20 protein-coding genes are annotated in these 17045 nt (G+C 39.2%); 2 read left to right on the top strand and 18 right to left on the bottom strand.

All coding sequences use genetic code 11. The features are described from left to right. Window positions 1-17: 17 nt before the first annotated feature. The 13 genes from BIV20_RS14360 to BIV20_RS14420 form a co-directional block, all read right to left on the bottom strand. Window positions 18-983 (bottom strand): glycerophosphodiester phosphodiesterase, encoded by a 966-nt coding sequence (locus tag BIV20_RS14360; RefSeq protein ID WP_075721939.1) that lies wholly within the window; start codon window positions 981-983, stop codon window positions 18-20. A gap of 1 nt (window position 984) precedes the next feature. After that, window positions 985-2325 carry an MFS transporter gene (locus BIV20_RS14365; protein ID WP_075721938.1) on the bottom strand — a complete coding sequence of 447 codons (1341 nt, stop codon included), beginning with the start codon at window positions 2323-2325 and terminating at the stop codon, window positions 985-987. A gap of 115 nt (window positions 2326-2440) precedes the next feature. Beyond that, window positions 2441-2884 carry a DUF5085 family protein gene (locus tag BIV20_RS14370; RefSeq protein WP_075721937.1) on the bottom strand — a complete coding sequence of 148 codons (444 nt, stop codon included), beginning with the start codon at window positions 2882-2884 and terminating at the stop codon, window positions 2441-2443. Further along, the gene (locus BIV20_RS14375) at window positions 2874-3329 is read right to left on the bottom strand and encodes a DUF5085 family protein (RefSeq protein ID WP_075721936.1); all 456 of its coding nucleotides are present in this window, start codon (window positions 3327-3329) and stop codon (window positions 2874-2876) included. The genes BIV20_RS14370 and BIV20_RS14375 overlap by 11 nt, the downstream gene beginning before the upstream one ends. After that, window positions 3295-4029, bottom strand: coding sequence for a hypothetical protein (locus tag BIV20_RS14380; RefSeq protein WP_075721935.1), 735 nt, complete (start codon window positions 4027-4029; stop codon window positions 3295-3297). The genes BIV20_RS14375 and BIV20_RS14380 overlap by 35 nt, the downstream gene beginning before the upstream one ends. 14 nt (window positions 4030-4043) lie before the next feature. Further along, window positions 4044-5525, bottom strand: coding sequence for a T7SS effector LXG polymorphic toxin (locus BIV20_RS14385; RefSeq protein WP_075721934.1), 1482 nt, complete (start codon window positions 5523-5525; stop codon window positions 4044-4046). Between the two features lie 13 nt (window positions 5526-5538). Further along, entirely contained in the window at window positions 5539-5811 is a 273-nt protein-coding gene (locus tag BIV20_RS14390; RefSeq protein WP_075721933.1) for a DUF5344 family protein, read from the bottom strand. 1 nt (window position 5812) lies between these two features. After that, window positions 5813-6208 (bottom strand): hypothetical protein, encoded by a 396-nt coding sequence (locus tag BIV20_RS14395; RefSeq protein WP_075721932.1) that lies wholly within the window; start codon window positions 6206-6208, stop codon window positions 5813-5815. Window positions 6209-6335: 127 nt separating this feature from the next. Further along, on the bottom strand, window positions 6336-6884 hold the full coding sequence (gene spoVT / locus BIV20_RS14400; RefSeq protein ID WP_075722023.1) for a stage V sporulation protein T: 549 nt from the start codon (window positions 6882-6884) through the stop codon (window positions 6336-6338). 85 nt (window positions 6885-6969) lie between these two features. Continuing rightward, entirely contained in the window at window positions 6970-7371 is a 402-nt protein-coding gene (locus BIV20_RS14405) for a PaaI family thioesterase (RefSeq protein WP_075721931.1), read from the bottom strand. 19 nt (window positions 7372-7390) lie between these two features. Then, the gene (gene pap / locus BIV20_RS14410) at window positions 7391-8860 is read right to left on the bottom strand and encodes a polyphosphate:AMP phosphotransferase (RefSeq protein ID WP_075721930.1); all 1470 of its coding nucleotides are present in this window, start codon (window positions 8858-8860) and stop codon (window positions 7391-7393) included. Window positions 8861-8880: 20 nt separating this feature from the next. Next, window positions 8881-9147, bottom strand: coding sequence for an acylphosphatase (locus tag BIV20_RS14415; RefSeq protein ID WP_158024952.1), 267 nt, complete (start codon window positions 9145-9147; stop codon window positions 8881-8883). Then, the gene (locus BIV20_RS14420) at window positions 9144-9503 is read right to left on the bottom strand and encodes an arsenate reductase family protein (protein ID WP_075721928.1); all 360 of its coding nucleotides are present in this window, start codon (window positions 9501-9503) and stop codon (window positions 9144-9146) included. The genes BIV20_RS14415 and BIV20_RS14420 overlap by 4 nt, the downstream gene beginning before the upstream one ends. 249 nt (window positions 9504-9752) lie before the next feature. Here BIV20_RS14420 and BIV20_RS14425 point away from each other — a divergent pair, with 249 nt between their 5' ends. Next, window positions 9753-10718 (top strand): zinc dependent phospholipase C family protein, encoded by a 966-nt coding sequence (locus BIV20_RS14425; RefSeq protein WP_075721927.1) that lies wholly within the window; start codon window positions 9753-9755, stop codon window positions 10716-10718. 5 nt (window positions 10719-10723) lie between these two features. On the opposite strand, the gene pdxT is transcribed toward BIV20_RS14425, so the two are convergent. Together pdxT and pdxS are read right to left on the bottom strand one after the other, a co-directional pair. Further along, complete coding sequence (pdxT, locus tag BIV20_RS14430) at window positions 10724-11284, bottom strand: pyridoxal 5'-phosphate synthase glutaminase subunit PdxT (protein WP_075721926.1); 561 nt, start codon at window positions 11282-11284, stop codon at window positions 10724-10726. A 1-nt stretch (window position 11285) separates the two neighbouring features. Then, window positions 11286-12161: a pyridoxal 5'-phosphate synthase lyase subunit PdxS gene (gene pdxS, locus BIV20_RS14435; RefSeq protein WP_075721925.1), complete on the bottom strand. Its 876-nt coding sequence runs from the start codon at window positions 12159-12161 to the stop codon at window positions 11286-11288. Between the two features lie 121 nt (window positions 12162-12282). On the opposite strand from pdxS, the gene pdxR reads away from it, so the two are divergent. Continuing rightward, window positions 12283-13710 carry a MocR-like pyridoxine biosynthesis transcription factor PdxR gene (gene pdxR, locus BIV20_RS14440; protein ID WP_075721924.1) on the top strand — a complete coding sequence of 476 codons (1428 nt, stop codon included), beginning with the start codon at window positions 12283-12285 and terminating at the stop codon, window positions 13708-13710. Here the strand turns inward: pdxR and BIV20_RS14445 are convergent. From BIV20_RS14445 to BIV20_RS14455, 3 genes are read right to left on the bottom strand one after another with little or no spacing between them, the layout of a single operon-like run. Beyond that, window positions 13707-15455 (bottom strand): M3 family oligoendopeptidase, encoded by a 1749-nt coding sequence (locus BIV20_RS14445; protein ID WP_075721923.1) that lies wholly within the window; start codon window positions 15453-15455, stop codon window positions 13707-13709. The two genes, pdxR and BIV20_RS14445, sit on opposite strands and share 4 nt — an antisense overlap. Window positions 15456-15468: 13 nt before the next feature. Then, entirely contained in the window at window positions 15469-16401 is a 933-nt protein-coding gene (locus BIV20_RS14450; protein WP_075721922.1) for a D-2-hydroxyacid dehydrogenase, read from the bottom strand. A gap of 34 nt (window positions 16402-16435) precedes the next feature. Beyond that, window positions 16436-17023, bottom strand: a complete 588-nt coding sequence (locus BIV20_RS14455) for a histidine phosphatase family protein (protein WP_075721921.1) — start codon at window positions 17021-17023, stop codon at window positions 16436-16438. Window positions 17024-17045: the final 22 nt, after the last annotated feature.

Here is a 17045-nt window from a genome sequence, read left to right on the forward strand (position 1 = left end):
ATGTCTGCTTTTACTCTTTAACGCCCAAGCAATCCCAGTAAAAGGTCCGGTCTATTCGTAATAATTCCATCTACCCCTAAGGCTATCAGCTTCTGTATATCAGCTTCTGCATCCGGTGTCCAAGGATTCACGCCTATTCCCAAATCATGCACCCGTTTTACCAGTGTTGGGTCTACGAGACAGGAATGATATTCACAATGCAGGTAATCCAACTTAAAATCTAAGTCTGCTACATACTCTGCCAAATCATTTTGTTTTCTAAGTTGTGCCTGTACTTCTCGAAAACTTAAGCCCGGATAAATTGCAGAAATACTCTGAATCTGTTCCATTGCAACAGCTCCCATATCCTTTCCGGGAATTTGAAGGGCATCTAAATCAATCATATCTGCCGATGGCAAAGTTAATTCACTAGGAGAAATCTGATACAAGGGCTTATCCGACGGCAAGATTTTTTCTGCCAACTCAAAAACCTGATTTCCTTTCATTGGCGGCAATGTTAACGCTCCTACTCTAAGCTCCGGCAAAATCTTCTTCATATCTCGTAACAAAGTATGATCGAATGCCGATACGATAATTTTATCCGTAAGTCCTGCGTCTTTGATTGCTCTGGCAACAGATTCCACATATGGAATACTCCGATCCACCGGTGCCTTAAGTTCAACATTGACTACTTTGAAAGATTTTGCAACTTCCAGACATTCTTCTAATGTAGCAATTCCTTCTCCTGCAAACTCTTTTCCTTTCCAGGAACCAAAATCAAACTTTTTAAGTTCTTCCAGTGTCATTTCACTAATTCTGCCACTTCCATTGGAATTGGCATCAATTGTATAATTATGATGAATCACCATTTTTCCATCTTTTGTAAGCTGGACATCCGTCTCAAACCCATCGGCTCCGATTTCTTTTGCAGCACGAAACGCAGCCAAAGTGTTTTCCGGCGCAACGTAGGATGCTCCTCTATGAGCAATTACCATTGGCTTCATATTATTGTTCCTCCTCAATCATTTTCTCTCCATGATGAACATGAAATACACAGAATATAGCAACTACCATCATAACTAACGCTATCATGTGAATCATATTATAGTTCGTCATACCTACAACAAATCCCATAATCACCGGACAAACCACTGCCGCTGTAAAGGTTGCAAAATAGTAATATCCGGTGAATGCACCAAAACGCTCTTTTCCACCGATTGAAAGCATGATTGGTAAAGTATTAATATTAATCATAATAAAGGCACCTGCATAAATAAAATAGCATGCTGCGAGTAACACGGTAATATAATCCCCTGCAAAACCAGGCATTGCAAACATGAACACATGCATTACAATTACGATGCTAAGTCCGGTCAGAATGGTTTTTCTTCTTCCTAACTTGCGCCCTGCTATCCCTGCCGGAACTGCAAGCAAAACGCCTCCCAATGTACCCACCGTCTTAATCATGGTTGCTGTGGTAGCATCCAGACTAAGAAGCTTTGTTGCATATAAAGTAAAATATGTTCCAACTCCGTCACTGGTACCTGAAATACAAAATAAGGCCACCATCATGATAAACATACTGCGTTTTGCATCTGCAGGCAGATTCAAATTACGGAGCGTCTCCCGTTTCTCCTTTTCCTGATGAACTTTTTCTTCCTTAGCCCCTTTTCGATTATCCACCCACTTTACACAAGTTAGCAGAATTACAAGACAAAAAACTGCAACAATAGAACCAAAGATAAATACTGCCAGGTAATTTCCGCCATCGATTGCTTCCCGAAAACCGAAAACTCCCAAAATTCCCGCTGACGCCGATGCCACAATAGTAAATACTGCCGAAACCATATTCACTACGGCATTTCCTTCGCTCTGATATTCCGCAGGTACAATGTCCGGCATAATGGCTACACATGGTGCTCTCCAGGTAGACATAATAAAATTAAATGCAATGATAACCACCATCATTGCCAGAATTCCTGTCACCCCACTAATTCTTCCCATAACCGGAATAAGCACAAAAAGGATAGAACATAATACAATTCCAACAATAACATATGGCATACGCTTTCCATAGCGACTACGCATATAATCGGATTTTTTTCCGAATAACGGTTGGAAAATCAGACCAAAAAAATTATCAATTGCCATAATAAAACCAATCAGCGTAGATATGGTAGCTGCGGATAGAGTAATGCTTCCAAGATCCCCAAGCTTCTCGTCCAGAATCAATGGGACATAACTGTTATAGATGGTCCAGAACACCATAATACTTCCAAATGCAAAGCTTGCCAGAATTAATTGCAGGGTACTATACCCTCTTTTTGATATTTTATTTTGCGACATATGAACACCTTCCATAATTATTTTTCTCACATGGTATGCTAGTATATCGCAATTATGTAAAATTCCTTATCAAAACAGCGTAAAATGTGGGTAAAGTATTATTTACTCCTATCCCTTAAACAATCGCAGCATAGAGAGAATAAAATCCTTCTTTCTCTAACGGATTTTTGGCAAAATAAACCGGAGAAACCATTCTCACTCCATCTTCCTTACATTTTTCCTGCATTTTATCATAAATCTGCTCTGAGTTTTCCTGCAATTCATCCGGATATATCTTACAACAGATTGCCTGTTCCAACCCAAAATAACTATCAAACTTAAATGTTTTATCTTTGCTACCACACTCATTCGCCGTAGGAAGCATAAACCAGATAGAAAGGATTCTGTTTTCAAAAGTGTACTCAATCATGTATACCAACGGTCCCTTTACCATCACCTCTTTGTTTGAAAATACTTCTGACAGAAAATCCTTTTCCGCCTCTAATATATGTTCTTTATCTGTAAAGTATCTCTTTGACAAAACATTTCCCATTGTAAACGGTTCGTAACTAAATATCATTTTTCTCGCCCTCGCAAATCGGTGCAAATATATCAACCACTGTTTCTCCATATACATTCATACAAATATGAAAAAATGGCTTTTCCAGTTCCATATGATTTTTTCTTGCGCACTCCTCTAATACCAGATATTCCTTTTCCACATCATCATCCTCAGACAGATGTCTCATACAAAGTCCTTCTTGTACCTCAAGTTTAGGAATAAAAGAAATTCCTCTTTCTTCTTTGATGTCTACCGGATGATTCACGGAAACATACAATTTATATTCATGTTCTCCGTTCTCCAAAGCTGTTTTCTGATATACAATGGGGCCGGTAGGATAGAGGCCCTTTTCTATGATTGCGGCACGCATCGCCAATGCTGCTGTCCCCATATTCTCCTGCTTCATGGTGCTTTTTGCACAAATCACATTATTCATTGCTAACGTTTTCTTTTTTACTATCATTTTTTTCTTTTCTCCTCATCTTATACTCCAACTTTATAAACATTACCGCCTGCACAAACAGAGAATAAATCAATACCATCCAAAACCATAATATGGCATACATCAGTATCAACACCCGCAAAGATTCATTTAATGATACAAACCATACCTTTCTGACATGTAATGATAATAACGGAATAATTGGTATTGCTGTCAAAAACCAAATCCACGCACTTTTTGGTAATTTCACATTATATTTCTTACCCCGAAAAGCTCCTTCGCGCAGTTGTTTATAATTCTGCATTCTAACTGTAATCCAAAAACCAACACACAAACTCACAGATATTCCGCCAAAAATCAATGCCGGAATTGCTGCTGTATCCGCAGCAATTCCAATACATATTATTTCCGTTCCAAGCATCACCAAGCCTACATTAGTAACTACATAAAACGCTACATCCACTTCTGTATATTTCAATTTCTTTGATAAAATCAATTTTAGATTTGTGATAACTGCAACTATCACTGTTACTATACTGTATGTTTTGCAGAATACTTCCCACACTTCAGAATCAATTTGTGGTCCCATAAGTGTTCCACAAGGAATTCCTATGAACAATAATATTAACAGCATAGCCCAGCCCATCTTTCGTCCTTTTACAAATCGATCCCGCATTTCCGAATATTTAATCGTAAGAACCTGGTAATCTTCTCGTTCCATTTATACTCTCCTTTTTACCAAAATACTGTGCTAAACCAGTTTGTCACTGCATCCGTTCCACTCTGAGTCCAATCTTTCACATGACCTGCAAAGGACTTAGGTGGTTCTCCCCAGTCCCATGTAGCAGCAATGTCAACAAGTGTACCTATTCCTGCTCCAATTGCCGTTCCGGGCCCTGGACAAATTGCCGTTCCTATCGCTGCTCCCGCTGCCGGAAGTCCTAAATCACATCCTAAATCAATGCCTAAATCTGTTGTCAAATCCAATACAGATTTACCCTCTACATCCTGCATGTATTTCCCCGTAGTTGGATTATATATGTTATCATACACATCTGTACCAACAGTTATTCCAACATCTACTACATCAAAAATATCTTTTCCTATTTTTAAAGCTCCGGGATTTCCATCTACATATTTTTCAATATTTTTTATATGTTTCAATATATCTGCAAACTCATCAGACTTAAGCAACTGTTTCAATGCTTTTTTGTTAATTACATTTCCAGCTTCATCCACAACTTTTATGCCATCCGTCATCATTTCTGTTAACTTGTTTGCCTTTATGCTACCGCATCCCAGCTGGCGCAAAGCAGCGGACAAATCTTGTGCATTATCAAAATGTGACGTTATCTTAAATATAACTGCCCCTGTTTCTTCTGATACTTCTAATTCAAACTTGAGTCCAGCCTTAAATAAATTACGCAACTCTACTGCACTAACTCCTATGTTACACCCGCTTTCAATCATTGCTTCCAATGTTCTTAAATCAGAATATGCATCTAAATAATCAAACACCGCATCCCAGTTATTATTCTCAATTTTATCTCCTACACTTATCTGATACTCCCGCAAATCCTGTAACCATTCATCCGTATTCCAGCCTTCCGGTAACGAATCCTTAATTCCTTTTACATTACCAAGTGCCGTCATTCTATTGATTCCTGATACAATATTATCTATTGCTGTCTGTGCATCTGCAAAATCTTTTTCATGCGCTCCATTAAATCCTTCAAAATCTTCTTTCGCGGTCTGCGCATATTTTATCGTTTCTGCAAATTCTTCACATACTGCATCATCGGAAAAATTTTGAATAATTTCCACAATGTCCGAAACCGCCCGGCGTTCTGCTGCAAGTTCTTCCGTAGCTGTTTCAAATGCCTCTAATAACTTTCCCTCTGTATCCACTTTATCCTGTATATACTGACTTTCATAAACAGGCGTATATCCTTCATCGATGTTTTCTTCAAAATCTTTATTGGAATAATACATTGTGATATCTATATCATATATTAATGCTTTAAATGCCCGGATAATTTCTCCATGTAATTCACTATAATATGCCTTAATATTTTCTGCAGACTCACCTTTTAAGTCTTCCAGTTCAATAAACTCATTGACCGCTGTTTGTAGCTCTTCAAAAATCTCCAACTGATTGTTTAACATCTCTGTCAATTTATCATAACTGTTTGCAACCATTCTATATGCAATTTTCATATTTTTCTCCCCCTTATAATTTATCCGCCGCTTTTAATGTATCTCTAACATCTCTTAAACTTTTAATATCTTCACTGACCAAATTGTAATATTGCTCCAATGCCGTTGCAAGATTTGTAATAATATTCTTATACTCATCCAGATAACTCATAGAACAATTTTCATACTCTACTTTTATATTCTTTTTATTTGCTTCTATTCTATTATTTGCCTTTTCTATTTTTTTAACTGCATCATTATATGTACTTTCATTGATTTGTATGGTTCCATTTCCTATACTTGCCATGTTAATCCTCCTCAGACCAATTATCTATTACTCCCTGCCAATAATCAATTTGATCTTGTGCATCCTCTGCATTTGTTTGATATATCTGTATTTGTTCTTCAAACTGACTTATTACATCATAATGTTTACTACTTTCCTGATTGAGGGAACCTGACAGACTTTCCAGACTTTCCCGATAATTAGATACCCGTTTTCCTTCCCAGTCAACAGATTTAAGATTCGGATCAACTTCACCTTTAAATGTATTAAAGTCGAATAACAAAGTACTCCATGATCCGCTTTCCAGATTATTTAAATAATTTGTTTTGGCTGTCTTTAGACGTTCAATTTTAGTTTCATAGTCCGCCTTTTTTGACTTCCAGCTGTCCCTTTTGTCTCTAGCTTCACTTTTTGTCATACTCTACTCCTCCCATATGATATATATTTAATAAAATACCTCTCTATTTTACATTTTTCGCCTATTTCCGTCAACCCTAGCCCCTTTATCCATCAAAAATGGAGATGCCCTAAGCATCTCCATTCCATTACTGTTCCATCTGTCTTCCTAAAAAACCGGCTGCAACCTTCGCCAACTTCATTTCTGTTTCTCCTATTTCTATTTTTTCTTCCTTACTATAGATAACAACCGCTCCAATGGCATCTCCTTCGCATATAATCGTTGATACTACCTGCGCTGCATATTCGGAAGAATCATCTATTGTAACCTTTATAAACTCTGAGTTCCCTATTCTTGCCTGAAAATTTTCTCTTCCGGTAATAACTGCTTCCAATTGTTTGCTGATGGGCTTTCCATCAAAGTCCTTCTTCCCATTTCCAGACGCGGCCACTACATGATCTTTATCTGTAATACAAATGAGACACCCGGTATTCTGTGCCAAACTTTCTGCATATTGTCCGGCAAATTGACTCAACTCACCAATCGGAGAATATTTCTTTAGAATAATTTCCCCTTCCCGGTCTGTAAAAATTTCCAGAGGATCGCCTTCCCTAATTCGCAATGTACGACGAATTTCCTTCGGTACGACTACTCTTCCAAGGTCATCTATTCTTCTAACAATTCCTGTTGCTTTCATAATGCACTTTATGCCTCCATCTCCTACAATTTCTGTGTTGTTAGTATTTGTAAGAAATAGTGAATTATGCATGTATTTTCCACATTTACCTCTTCTTTAAATTATAAAAGTTAAATGTTCCCGTATTCAGCAACATTCCTCTCTGGTCCGTAATCTGAAATTCTACTACCGAAATATTTTTTCCAGGTTTAATTACCTTTCCTTCACACATAACATATTCCGTATTTCTTCCTGCCTTCAAATACTGGATACTTCCATTTACTGTTGTTACATAATATCCATAGGTGGACGCCGCAATTCCGCACAAGGTATCTGCTGCAGTGTACAGCGCCCCTCCATGGAAATCTCCATATATGTTTTGCATTTTTTCCTGAAAAGGAATCTTTGCCCTCACAAATCCTTCTGAAACCTCAAGCAACTCTATCTCCAGCAAACTTGCAAAAGGATTCTGATTAAGTATTTCCTGACATTCTTCAAGTAACACCATGATGCTCCTTCCATTCTTCTTACTTCAACGCCTGTTCAATGGCATTAATTACAATTTTTAGCGCTTTAATTCTGGCATATTTTTTATCATTGGATTCCAAAATATGCCATGGTGCATAAGATGTATTGGTCTTCTGCAGCATTTCATTGACTGCCCCTTCATACAAATCCCATTTATCTCGATTGCGCCAGTCTTCTTCTGTTATTTTCCATTGCTTTTCCGGTGTATTCTGCCTCTCCGTAAAACGTTCCAATTGTGTTTCCTTATCAATCTGAACCCAGAACTTAATGATTACTGCTCCCCAATCAGACAGTTCTTTTTCAAACTCATTGATTTCATTGTAGGCTCTCTGCCAATCGTTTTCGCTACAAAAGCCTTCCAGACGCTCTACCATGACTCTTCCATACCAAGTACGGTCAAAAATAGCTATGTGCCCGGTCTTTGGAAGTCGATTCCAGAATCGCCAGAGATAATGTCTTGCCTTTTCATGCGGTTCCGGACTTGCAATAGGATGTACCTCGAATCCTCGCGGATCCAATGCCCCTGTAATTCGCTTGATATTTCCACCTTTTCCTGCTGCATCCCAACCTTCATAAGCAATAATAACCGGAACTTTTTTCCGATATAATTTATTATGAAGCTCCCCTAACTTTTTCTGAAGTTCGCGCAATTCCTTGCGATACTCTTCCTCAGTAAGTGTTTTATCCAAAGACACTTCTTCTAGTTTTGGTATTTTCTCTAATGGAAATACATTTTGCAACAACGGTACTGCCATAGCACTATTTTTCAACGCAGTATCAATTCCACTGACTAATGTCTCCAGCACTTGTAATTCCGCCCATTTTTTGTTCTTTGCATCTACCAGATACCATGGGTCTGCGGAAGCATTGGTATCATTCAAGTATCGGTCGAATACCTTCAAGCATTTTTCATAATGCTTGTTTTGCCAACTGTCCTTTTCACTTACTCGCCAACTGGTATTCTTATCTTCTTCCAACCCGTCAAGTCTCTTCTTCTGCTCTTTCTGACTAATCTGAAAAAAGAATTTCATTACCAGATACCCGTTATCTGTAAGCTGACGCTCAAAGCGTTTAATACTTTCTATCTTTTTCTTGTACTCTGTTTCCTTCAGTTTTCCATTCAGGCAATCCCCTGTCACTTCATCCATCCAACCGGAATCCAAAAACATGAACTTTCCTGATTCCGGAATTTTTACAAAATAACGATAGAGAAACGGCTTTCTCTTCTCTTCCTCTGTCGGTACATCCATGGTTGCCACCTTGAAAAAACGCGGGTCAATATTACGAATTACTTTTCCCAATACACTTCCCTTACCGGCAGTTCCCCATCCTTCAAACAATACCAATACCGGCAGACCATGCTCTTTTATGAGCATCTGCTGCCTGGAAATCTTGTCCCTTGCTACCGCCAGTCTTTCTTCCAATTCTGCTTCTTCTGGTTTCTGTGGTTTGTTCCAATTCTCTAACATACCTTCTCCTCCTTCGACTGTTAACCGCGTATCTGAAATCCTTTTTCCTCCTGCAGTTCCATCTCTTCCCGCAAAATATTTTCGATTCGTATAAAATTGTCATGCTGCAAAATCTCAATCAAGTCATCAATCTGCGCTCTGGTTCCCTGTACTTCTACTGTAACAGAGCCATCATACTCGTTCCGGGCAAATCCAGTCATCCCATGATGCCTCGCTACATAACATACCTTATAGCGAAATCCTACCCCTTGGACTCTTCCGGTAAATATCATTCGTTCTCTTATCATTCTTTTAATAATTTCTCCCATTCCTCCGGTTTAAATCCGGTCAAAACACCCTTTTTGGTTACAAGTAACGGTCTTTTTACCAACATTCCGTCCGTAGACAAAAGTTCATATTTTTCTTCCAATGACATTTCCGGTAACCGCTCCTTCAGCTTCATCTCTTTATAGAGCATACCGCTGGTGTTAAAAAATTTTTTAATATCCATACCGCTCTTTTCGTGCCATTGCTTTAGCTCGTCCTTTGTTGGATTCTGCTCTTTGATATGCCGGTCTTGAAATGCCACGCCCTTTTCCTCCAACCATTTCTTTGCTTTCTGACAAGTCGTGCATTTCGGATATTCGATGAATAAACATTCCATGTGTTTCACCTCCTCGTTGTTATTTAACTGCATTTTACATGCATATATCTACTTTGTTTCATTGATTTATGTTTGTTTACATTATAGCAAATACGGGAGGGTCTTTCAATTTTTGCTGGTTACTTTATACACAAGACTTTACCTGAATTTTTACATTCTATCTATATTTTTTTACATTTCTTGTATATACTATAAATTAATCTAGGGACATTCCCAAATGAAAAAATTAAATTAAGAGAGATGAAGCATATGCCTGGTTTTACCACACATTATTTATTTGGTTTAAATACCTACAAACAATTAAAACAAAATAATATAAAAAAAATACTCCATGAAAATCATGCAGCATACAACCTTGGTCTTCAGGGACCGGATATATTTTTTTATTTTCTTCCTTGTTATCTGATACATGATGATAACATTGGTGCTATCGCTCACGAAAAGCGTACCGGTAAGTTCCTGCATTATCTTCTGGAAAGCCGAAAACTTTTTCCTGACCAAGAAGCGTTAGAAATTGCAGAAGCCTACATTGCCGGATTCTTAGGGCATTATACCTTAGACACTCATTGCCATCCCTATATTTATTGGAAATCAAGATTTGAAGAAAAAAACTCTCGTTACCATGGCGCTCATATGCGTCTGGAGGTAGATATTGATGCAGAACTTTTACAATTTTACAAGCATCGTGCGCCTTCCCGTTTTCGTCAAGAATCTACCATTGTGCTGACTCCACTGCAGCGACGCACCATTGCAACTATTTTATACTATGTTTATGCCAAAACTTATCCGGAACTTGGCATCTGGCATACCACTATGCGTCTTTCTATCCGCTCTATGCAGCTTGGTACCCGCTTTCTGCGTGATTCCTCCGGTAAGAAAAAGGTCTTGCTACGCAAACTGGAAGGAATGATATTAGGCTATCCCCTGCTATCTTCTATGATACCAAGTGACAGCCTAACCTTTTATCTTGACCCGTTGAATATTCTTCACAAGGAATGGCACAACCCCTGGGATAAATCTTTTACCTCGACGGAGTCCTTTTTTGACTTAATGGAGGATGCACAGGAAGAATACCTTTCTGTATTGATTCAACTTTCTAAGATTTTCTCCTGTCAGCCTCATTCTGAAGGAGAACGTACCGAAACTAAGGCGCTTTTGAAAAAGCTTGGCAGTAATTCCTATCATAGTGGGTTGGATATTGGGATTCCTGGCTAGGAATCCTATATCATTTCCAAGAAATACTTATGTATCTTCTTATCGCTATCCAGTTCCGGATGAAAAGACAATGCCAATATATTTTTATTCTTCACGGCTACAATATTTCCATCCACCTCTGCCAACACCTCTGTATCCGCTTTTACTTTCTCAATGTATGGTGCTCGAATAAATGTCATTGGCACTGTACCAATTCCTTTTACCTCGCTCTCCGTGTAAAAGCTTCCCAACTGTCTACCATAAGCATTGCGCTTTACTACAGCCGGAAGAAGTCCTATGTGCGCCTGTTCTCCACCTTCAATTTCATCTGCCAGAAGAATCATCCCGGCGCAGGTAGCAAGTACCGGCAGTCCGTTTTCGATTCTACGCTTTAATTCCTCATACATTCCCAGTTCACGAATAAGTTTTCCTTGTACGGTACTCTCACCACCCGGAAGCACTAAGCCGTCAAATTCCTGTTCCAAATCTTCTTTTTTTCGCAGTTCGATGCATTCCGCTCCCAGACTTTCTAATACTTTTTCATGCTCAATAAAGGCTCCCTGCACTGCCAGTACTGCTATCTTCATATTATTCGCCTCGCTTTGCCATTAAAAGTTCGATTTCCTGCTCGTTGATACCTACCATTGCTTCTCCTAAGTCTTCGGAAAGTTCTGCAAGCATCTTGTAGTCATTGAAGTTAGTTACAGCTTTTACGATTGCCTGTGCGCGTTTCTTTGGATTTCCGGACTTGAAGATACCGGATCCTACGAATACACCTTCTGCTCCCAACTGCATCATCAACGCTGCATCTGCCGGAGTTGCCACACCACCTGCTGCAAAGTTTACTACCGGAAGACGTTTATTGTCATGTACATACTGTACTAAAGAGAATGGTACACGAAGTTCTTTTGCTGCCTCGAATAATTCGTCTTCTCTCATGGAACCGATTCTTGCGATTTCCTGATTCATTTTTCTCATATGACGTACTGCCTGAACTACATCACCGGTTCCCGGTTCTCCCTTAGTACGAGTCATGGATGCACCTTCGTTGATTCTTCTTAATGCTTCTCCAAGGTCTTTTGCTCCGCAGACAAAAGGTACCTTAAACTTACTCTTATCAATGTGATATACATCATCTGCCGGAGAAAGCACTTCACTTTCATCAATATAGTCAATTTCAATTGCTTCCAGAATCTGTGCTTCTGCGAAATGTCCGATTCTACACTTTGCCATAACCGGAATGGATACTGCTTCCTGGATTCCCTTTATCATTGCTGGGTCACTCATTCTTGCCACACCGCCTGCTGCACGAATATCTGCTGGAATTCTCTCCAATGCCATAACAGCACATGCGCCTGCTTCTTCTGCAATTTTTGCCTGCTCCGGTGTAGTAACGTCCATGATAACGCCGCCCTTTAACATTTGTGCCAATTCTTTGTTCAATTCATATCTTTTCTGTTCCATTCTATTATTCTCCTTCTTTTTCTTTACAAATCCGATGTTCCCTATTATAATCAAAAGTGACCTTATTAAAATACCCATTTTGAATATATTCAGAATGGTCAGTTTTGGAAAGGAGTTAGCAATGCTTACTTATTCTTTTGCCGATTTAGGTTCAGACAGTCTTTACGAACATTTATATAAATGTATTAAAAATGACATATTAAACGGGGTTTTGACCATGGGGGAGAAACTCCCCTCCAAACGAAATTTTGCAAAGAATCTGAACATAAGCACTATTACTGTAGAAAATGCTTATGCCCAGTTAATGGCAGAAGGTTATATTTATTCTCTTCCGAAAAAAGGATATTTTGTGGCAGATATTTCTAATTCCATTTTAGAAAACAATGTTGCCACTGCCTCTACTTTTACCGTATCAAAAGAGGCTGTTCCTTCCAATTTTCCATTGCGGCAACAAAACGAATATTTTGCAGACTTTGTCTCCAATAGCATCACCGCTGATAATTTCCCCTTTTCCATCTGGGCAAAAATTATTCGTGAAGTGATTTCCGAGGAGAGTCAGGCACTTATGACTAATCCCCCCTCCGGTGGAATCCCGGAACTTCGCAATGCTATTGCACAGTATTTGTTTCAATTTCGCGGTATGAAGGTAGACCCAGCACAGATTATCATCGGAGCCGGTACAGAATATCTCTACGGTTTAATCATACAGCTTTTAGGAAAAGACAATACCTTTGGCGTAGAAGACCCCGGATATCGAAAGATATCCCAGATTTATAACAGCCACAATGCCAAATGCTGTCATATCCCTTTGGATCATCAAGGGATAGAACTCTCCGCTTTAGAAGAAAGTGGCGCGAATATTATACATATTTCCCCTTCCCACCACTACCCTACCGGAATTGTGACACCAATCAGCCGCCGCTATGAATTATTAGGTTGGGCTTCTAAGTCTTCTTCCAGATATATTATTGAAGACGATTATGACTGTGAATTCCGTTTGCAGGGAAAGCCAATTCCTTCCCTACAGAGTATTGATGTAATGGAAAAAGTTATCTATATTAATACCTTTTCCAAAAGCCTTGCCTCCACCATCCGTATTAGTTATATGGTACTTCCACATCATTTGTTGGAACGTTTCTATCGGCAGCTCGGCTTTTATTCCTGTACGGTATCCACTTTCGAACAGTACACGCTTGCCCGTTTTATCAGTCAGGGATACTTCGAAAAACACATTAACCGCACCAGGAACTTTTACAAGACGCAGCGAGATACTTTATTAGAATGCATCAAAAACAGTCCTCTTGCTTCCCATTCTACTATCATGGAAGAGGATGCCGGACTTCACTTCCTATTGAAATTGGATACCAGATTATCTGATGAAGCTTTGAATGAAAAAGCAAAACAGGCAGGACTTCATATCGCCTGCCTGTCAAAATACTACTATAAACCAGAGAAAAAAATGGAACATATTCTGGTGATGAACTACTCCGGACTAGACCCGGAAAAAATTCCGGAAGCGGTAAAACGCCTCAGTAAATGTATCTGTTAAAGCTTACAAAACTCTTCGACTAATTCTTCTATCTGGGAAAGACTCTGTCTCCAGAAATCCGGAGTTGTCAGGTCAATGCCCTCCATTGCCGCTGCTTCTTCTACGGTACATACCGGAGTGGCATGGAGCATTGCCTTGTACTTCGGTACAAAATCTGCTCCTTCTTCCTCAAATTTGCTATAAAGTCCCAACGCAAACAATCCACCAAAAGCATATGGGAAGTTATAAAAACTAAGACCGGAAGAATAATAATGGCTCTTGCATGCCCACATATATGGATGTAGATAATTACTGTCTAATCCATCTCCATATGCTTTCTTCTGTGCTTCTTCCATTATTTTCTTGCAATCCTCTGCCATAAGAAATTTATTTTGACACTGCTCAAACACTGCTGTTTCAAACAAATATCTGGAATAAATATCTACAATTACCTGCGTATGCTCCATCAGGCTGTTTTCCAAAAGATTTAACTTTTCTTCATTGGTTGCTTCTTTTAACGCAGCCTTTATCAAATGAGTTTCATTAAATGTAGATGCAGTTTCTGCAACCGGCATCGGGTAATCCTGATTTAATACTCTCTGTGTCTGTACCTGTACATTGTGATATGCATGTCCCAATTCATGAGCCAGCGTACGAATAGAGCCAAAATATCCGTCATAATTTGTAAGAATACGGCTTTGTTTGATAGACGGTACTCCTGCACAGAAAGCACCACCTTCTTTTCCTTTTCTCGGATAAAAATCAATCCACTGATTTTCAAATGCTTCCTTCATCATATCAGCCATATCCGGTGAAAACTTTTGGAAATTGTTCACTAAACATTCCTTTGCTTCTTCCAGAGAATACTGGGTATCACTTTTTCCCATAGGTGCAAACAATTCGTACCATGGAAGACCATTGCTATAACCTAGCATTTCTGCTTTTTTTCGCATATATTTATGAAATACCGGAAGGTATTCCTGAATAGCTGTCATCATAGCATCCAATGTCTTGCGACTCATACGGGACTGCTCTAACGTCATATCCAACGGTGACGCATACCCTTTCTTTTCACAAATCATAGCAAACTGATTTTTGATATTGTTCAATGCAAAAGCTATGGAATCCTGAATCTTTTCGTAAGATGCGATTTCAGCTTCATATGCTTCCTTTCGTACTTTTGCATCCGGACTATATGCAAGATTTCGAACCTCTGACAGCGTAATCTCTTTTCCCTGATAATCTACTTTTACTGTAGAAGTCAGATAGGAAAACAGGTTTCCCCAGGCGGAACCACCGGTAATATCCATTGCTGCAATCATTTCTTCCACTTCATCGCTTAACAAATGCTCTGCCTGTTTCTTTGCCTGTTTCAGCATAAAACTGTACTCTTGAATCAGGTCACTTTCTTTTGCCATTGCATCGATATCCGGAATTCTGGCATATATTTTCTGAGCGGCTGCTTGTGTGGCAGAACCTTCCGACCACAACTTCATCAAACGGTTCTGTTGCGCCATTGCATCCCCATTTTCTGTATCTGCAGCCTGTACAAGTCCAATATAAACACTCAAATTGCCAATATGCTTTGCTATTTCCTCTTCTACCGCTATTAACTGTTCCACAGCACTTTTCAGTTCCATGGTATCTGCCTTTTTTACCAGTTCTTTTTCCTTCTTCATCGCATCTTCCAGTTTCCCGAAATCTGCCTCGTAGGAAGGGGCATCAAACCCTTTATAAATTTCATTCAAAGACCATTCTGTATTCATAGTTCTCTCCTTTTTATGCAAAAAATTCTTTTATCTGTCCTAAAATAATGTTCATTAAATTGGTTCTTGCCTCCACACTTGCCCAGGCAATATGCGGTGTAATGAGAAGTTTATCACTATCCTTAATTCGTTTTAAAGGATTTTCACTACTCATTGGCTCTACACAAAGTACATCCAGGCCGGCTGCTGCAATTTTCCCTTGTTCCAAAGCCTGTGCCAGATCTTCTTCTACTACAATCGGACCTCTTCCTACATTCAGAAAGATTGCCGAAGACTTCATTTTGTCAAAGGCTGCCTTGTCCATAAGATTCTCTGTTTCAGGGGTCAATGGAGCGTGGACGGATACAATATCTGATTCCGCCAGCAACGTGTCAAAATTCACCTGTTCATAATCCGGCTGATTATTTTTCCCAGAAGTAGAATAGTAAATCACGCGACATCCAAAACATTTCGCAATATCCGCCACTCTTCTTCCAATTGCTCCAAGTCCGATAATTCCCCAAGTCATGTTACTGAGCTGGGAAAATTTCCGGTCAAAATGAGTAAAGGAACGGTCTCCCACATATTTTTCACTTTTTACATATTCATCATAATAAGGAAGATGCTCTAATAGATAAAATAGCATTGCAAATGTATGCTGCGCCACAGATTCCGTAGAATAACCGGCAACATTGCGCCATGCTATTCCTCGTTCATCCAAATACTCTTTATCCAGATTATTTGTTCCTGTTGCTGTTACGCATACCAATTTCAAATTTTTTGCATTTCCTATGGTTTGTTCATTAATAGGTACCTTATTTATGATAACTACATCCGCATCTGTTACACGCTCTGCTGCCTCAGACGGCGTAGAGAAATCATACTTCACTACTTCACCTAATGCATCATATCCAGACAAATCAATGTCTTCGCCAATGGATTTCGCATCCAGAAAAACAATCTTCATCCAAATTCCTCCTATTCTATATTCACTCATACTATTATAGCACATTTATTTTTTGGTGCTGAATATATTTTCCTTCGATTACCTCTCCCATAAAACCTTGTCCGTTTCCTACTTGATAATCAAAATACTCTTGTTTCGGTATGCCATACTTCTCCAGAATTGCCATGATAGTCCCACCATGTACCACAAAGGCAACCTTTTCCCACTCTTGTGCCTGTGCCTTTTCCATACACTGCTCATAAGCCCTTTGACATCTTTCTTTAAAGGCTTTTGGTTCTTCCCCTTCCGGAAAAGCAATGGTCCCTCCGCTGTCTATGAATCTCTGATAATCCGGATTCCCATTAAGCTCCCGATAATTTTTATATTCAAATGCTCCAAAGTCCATCTCTCGAAAGTCTTCTATGACTTCCAATTTTGCTTCCTCCCGTCCAAACAATGCTTTCGCACTTTGGATACAACGAAGATAAGGGCTGACGAATACATAATCCATCTGCCCCAATTCTTCTCCCGTCATTCTTAATGTGTTCCATTCTTTATCCAGAATTCCTTCATCGGTTCTTCCCACATAACGATGCTCCAAATTTCCTTTGGTCGCTCCATGCCGGATAAAATATACTCTCATGCTTCCTCCGTTATTTTTATGC

Source organism: Roseburia sp. 499 (assembly GCF_001940225.2).
Classification (GTDB): Bacteria; Bacillota; Clostridia; order Lachnospirales; family Lachnospiraceae; genus Petralouisia.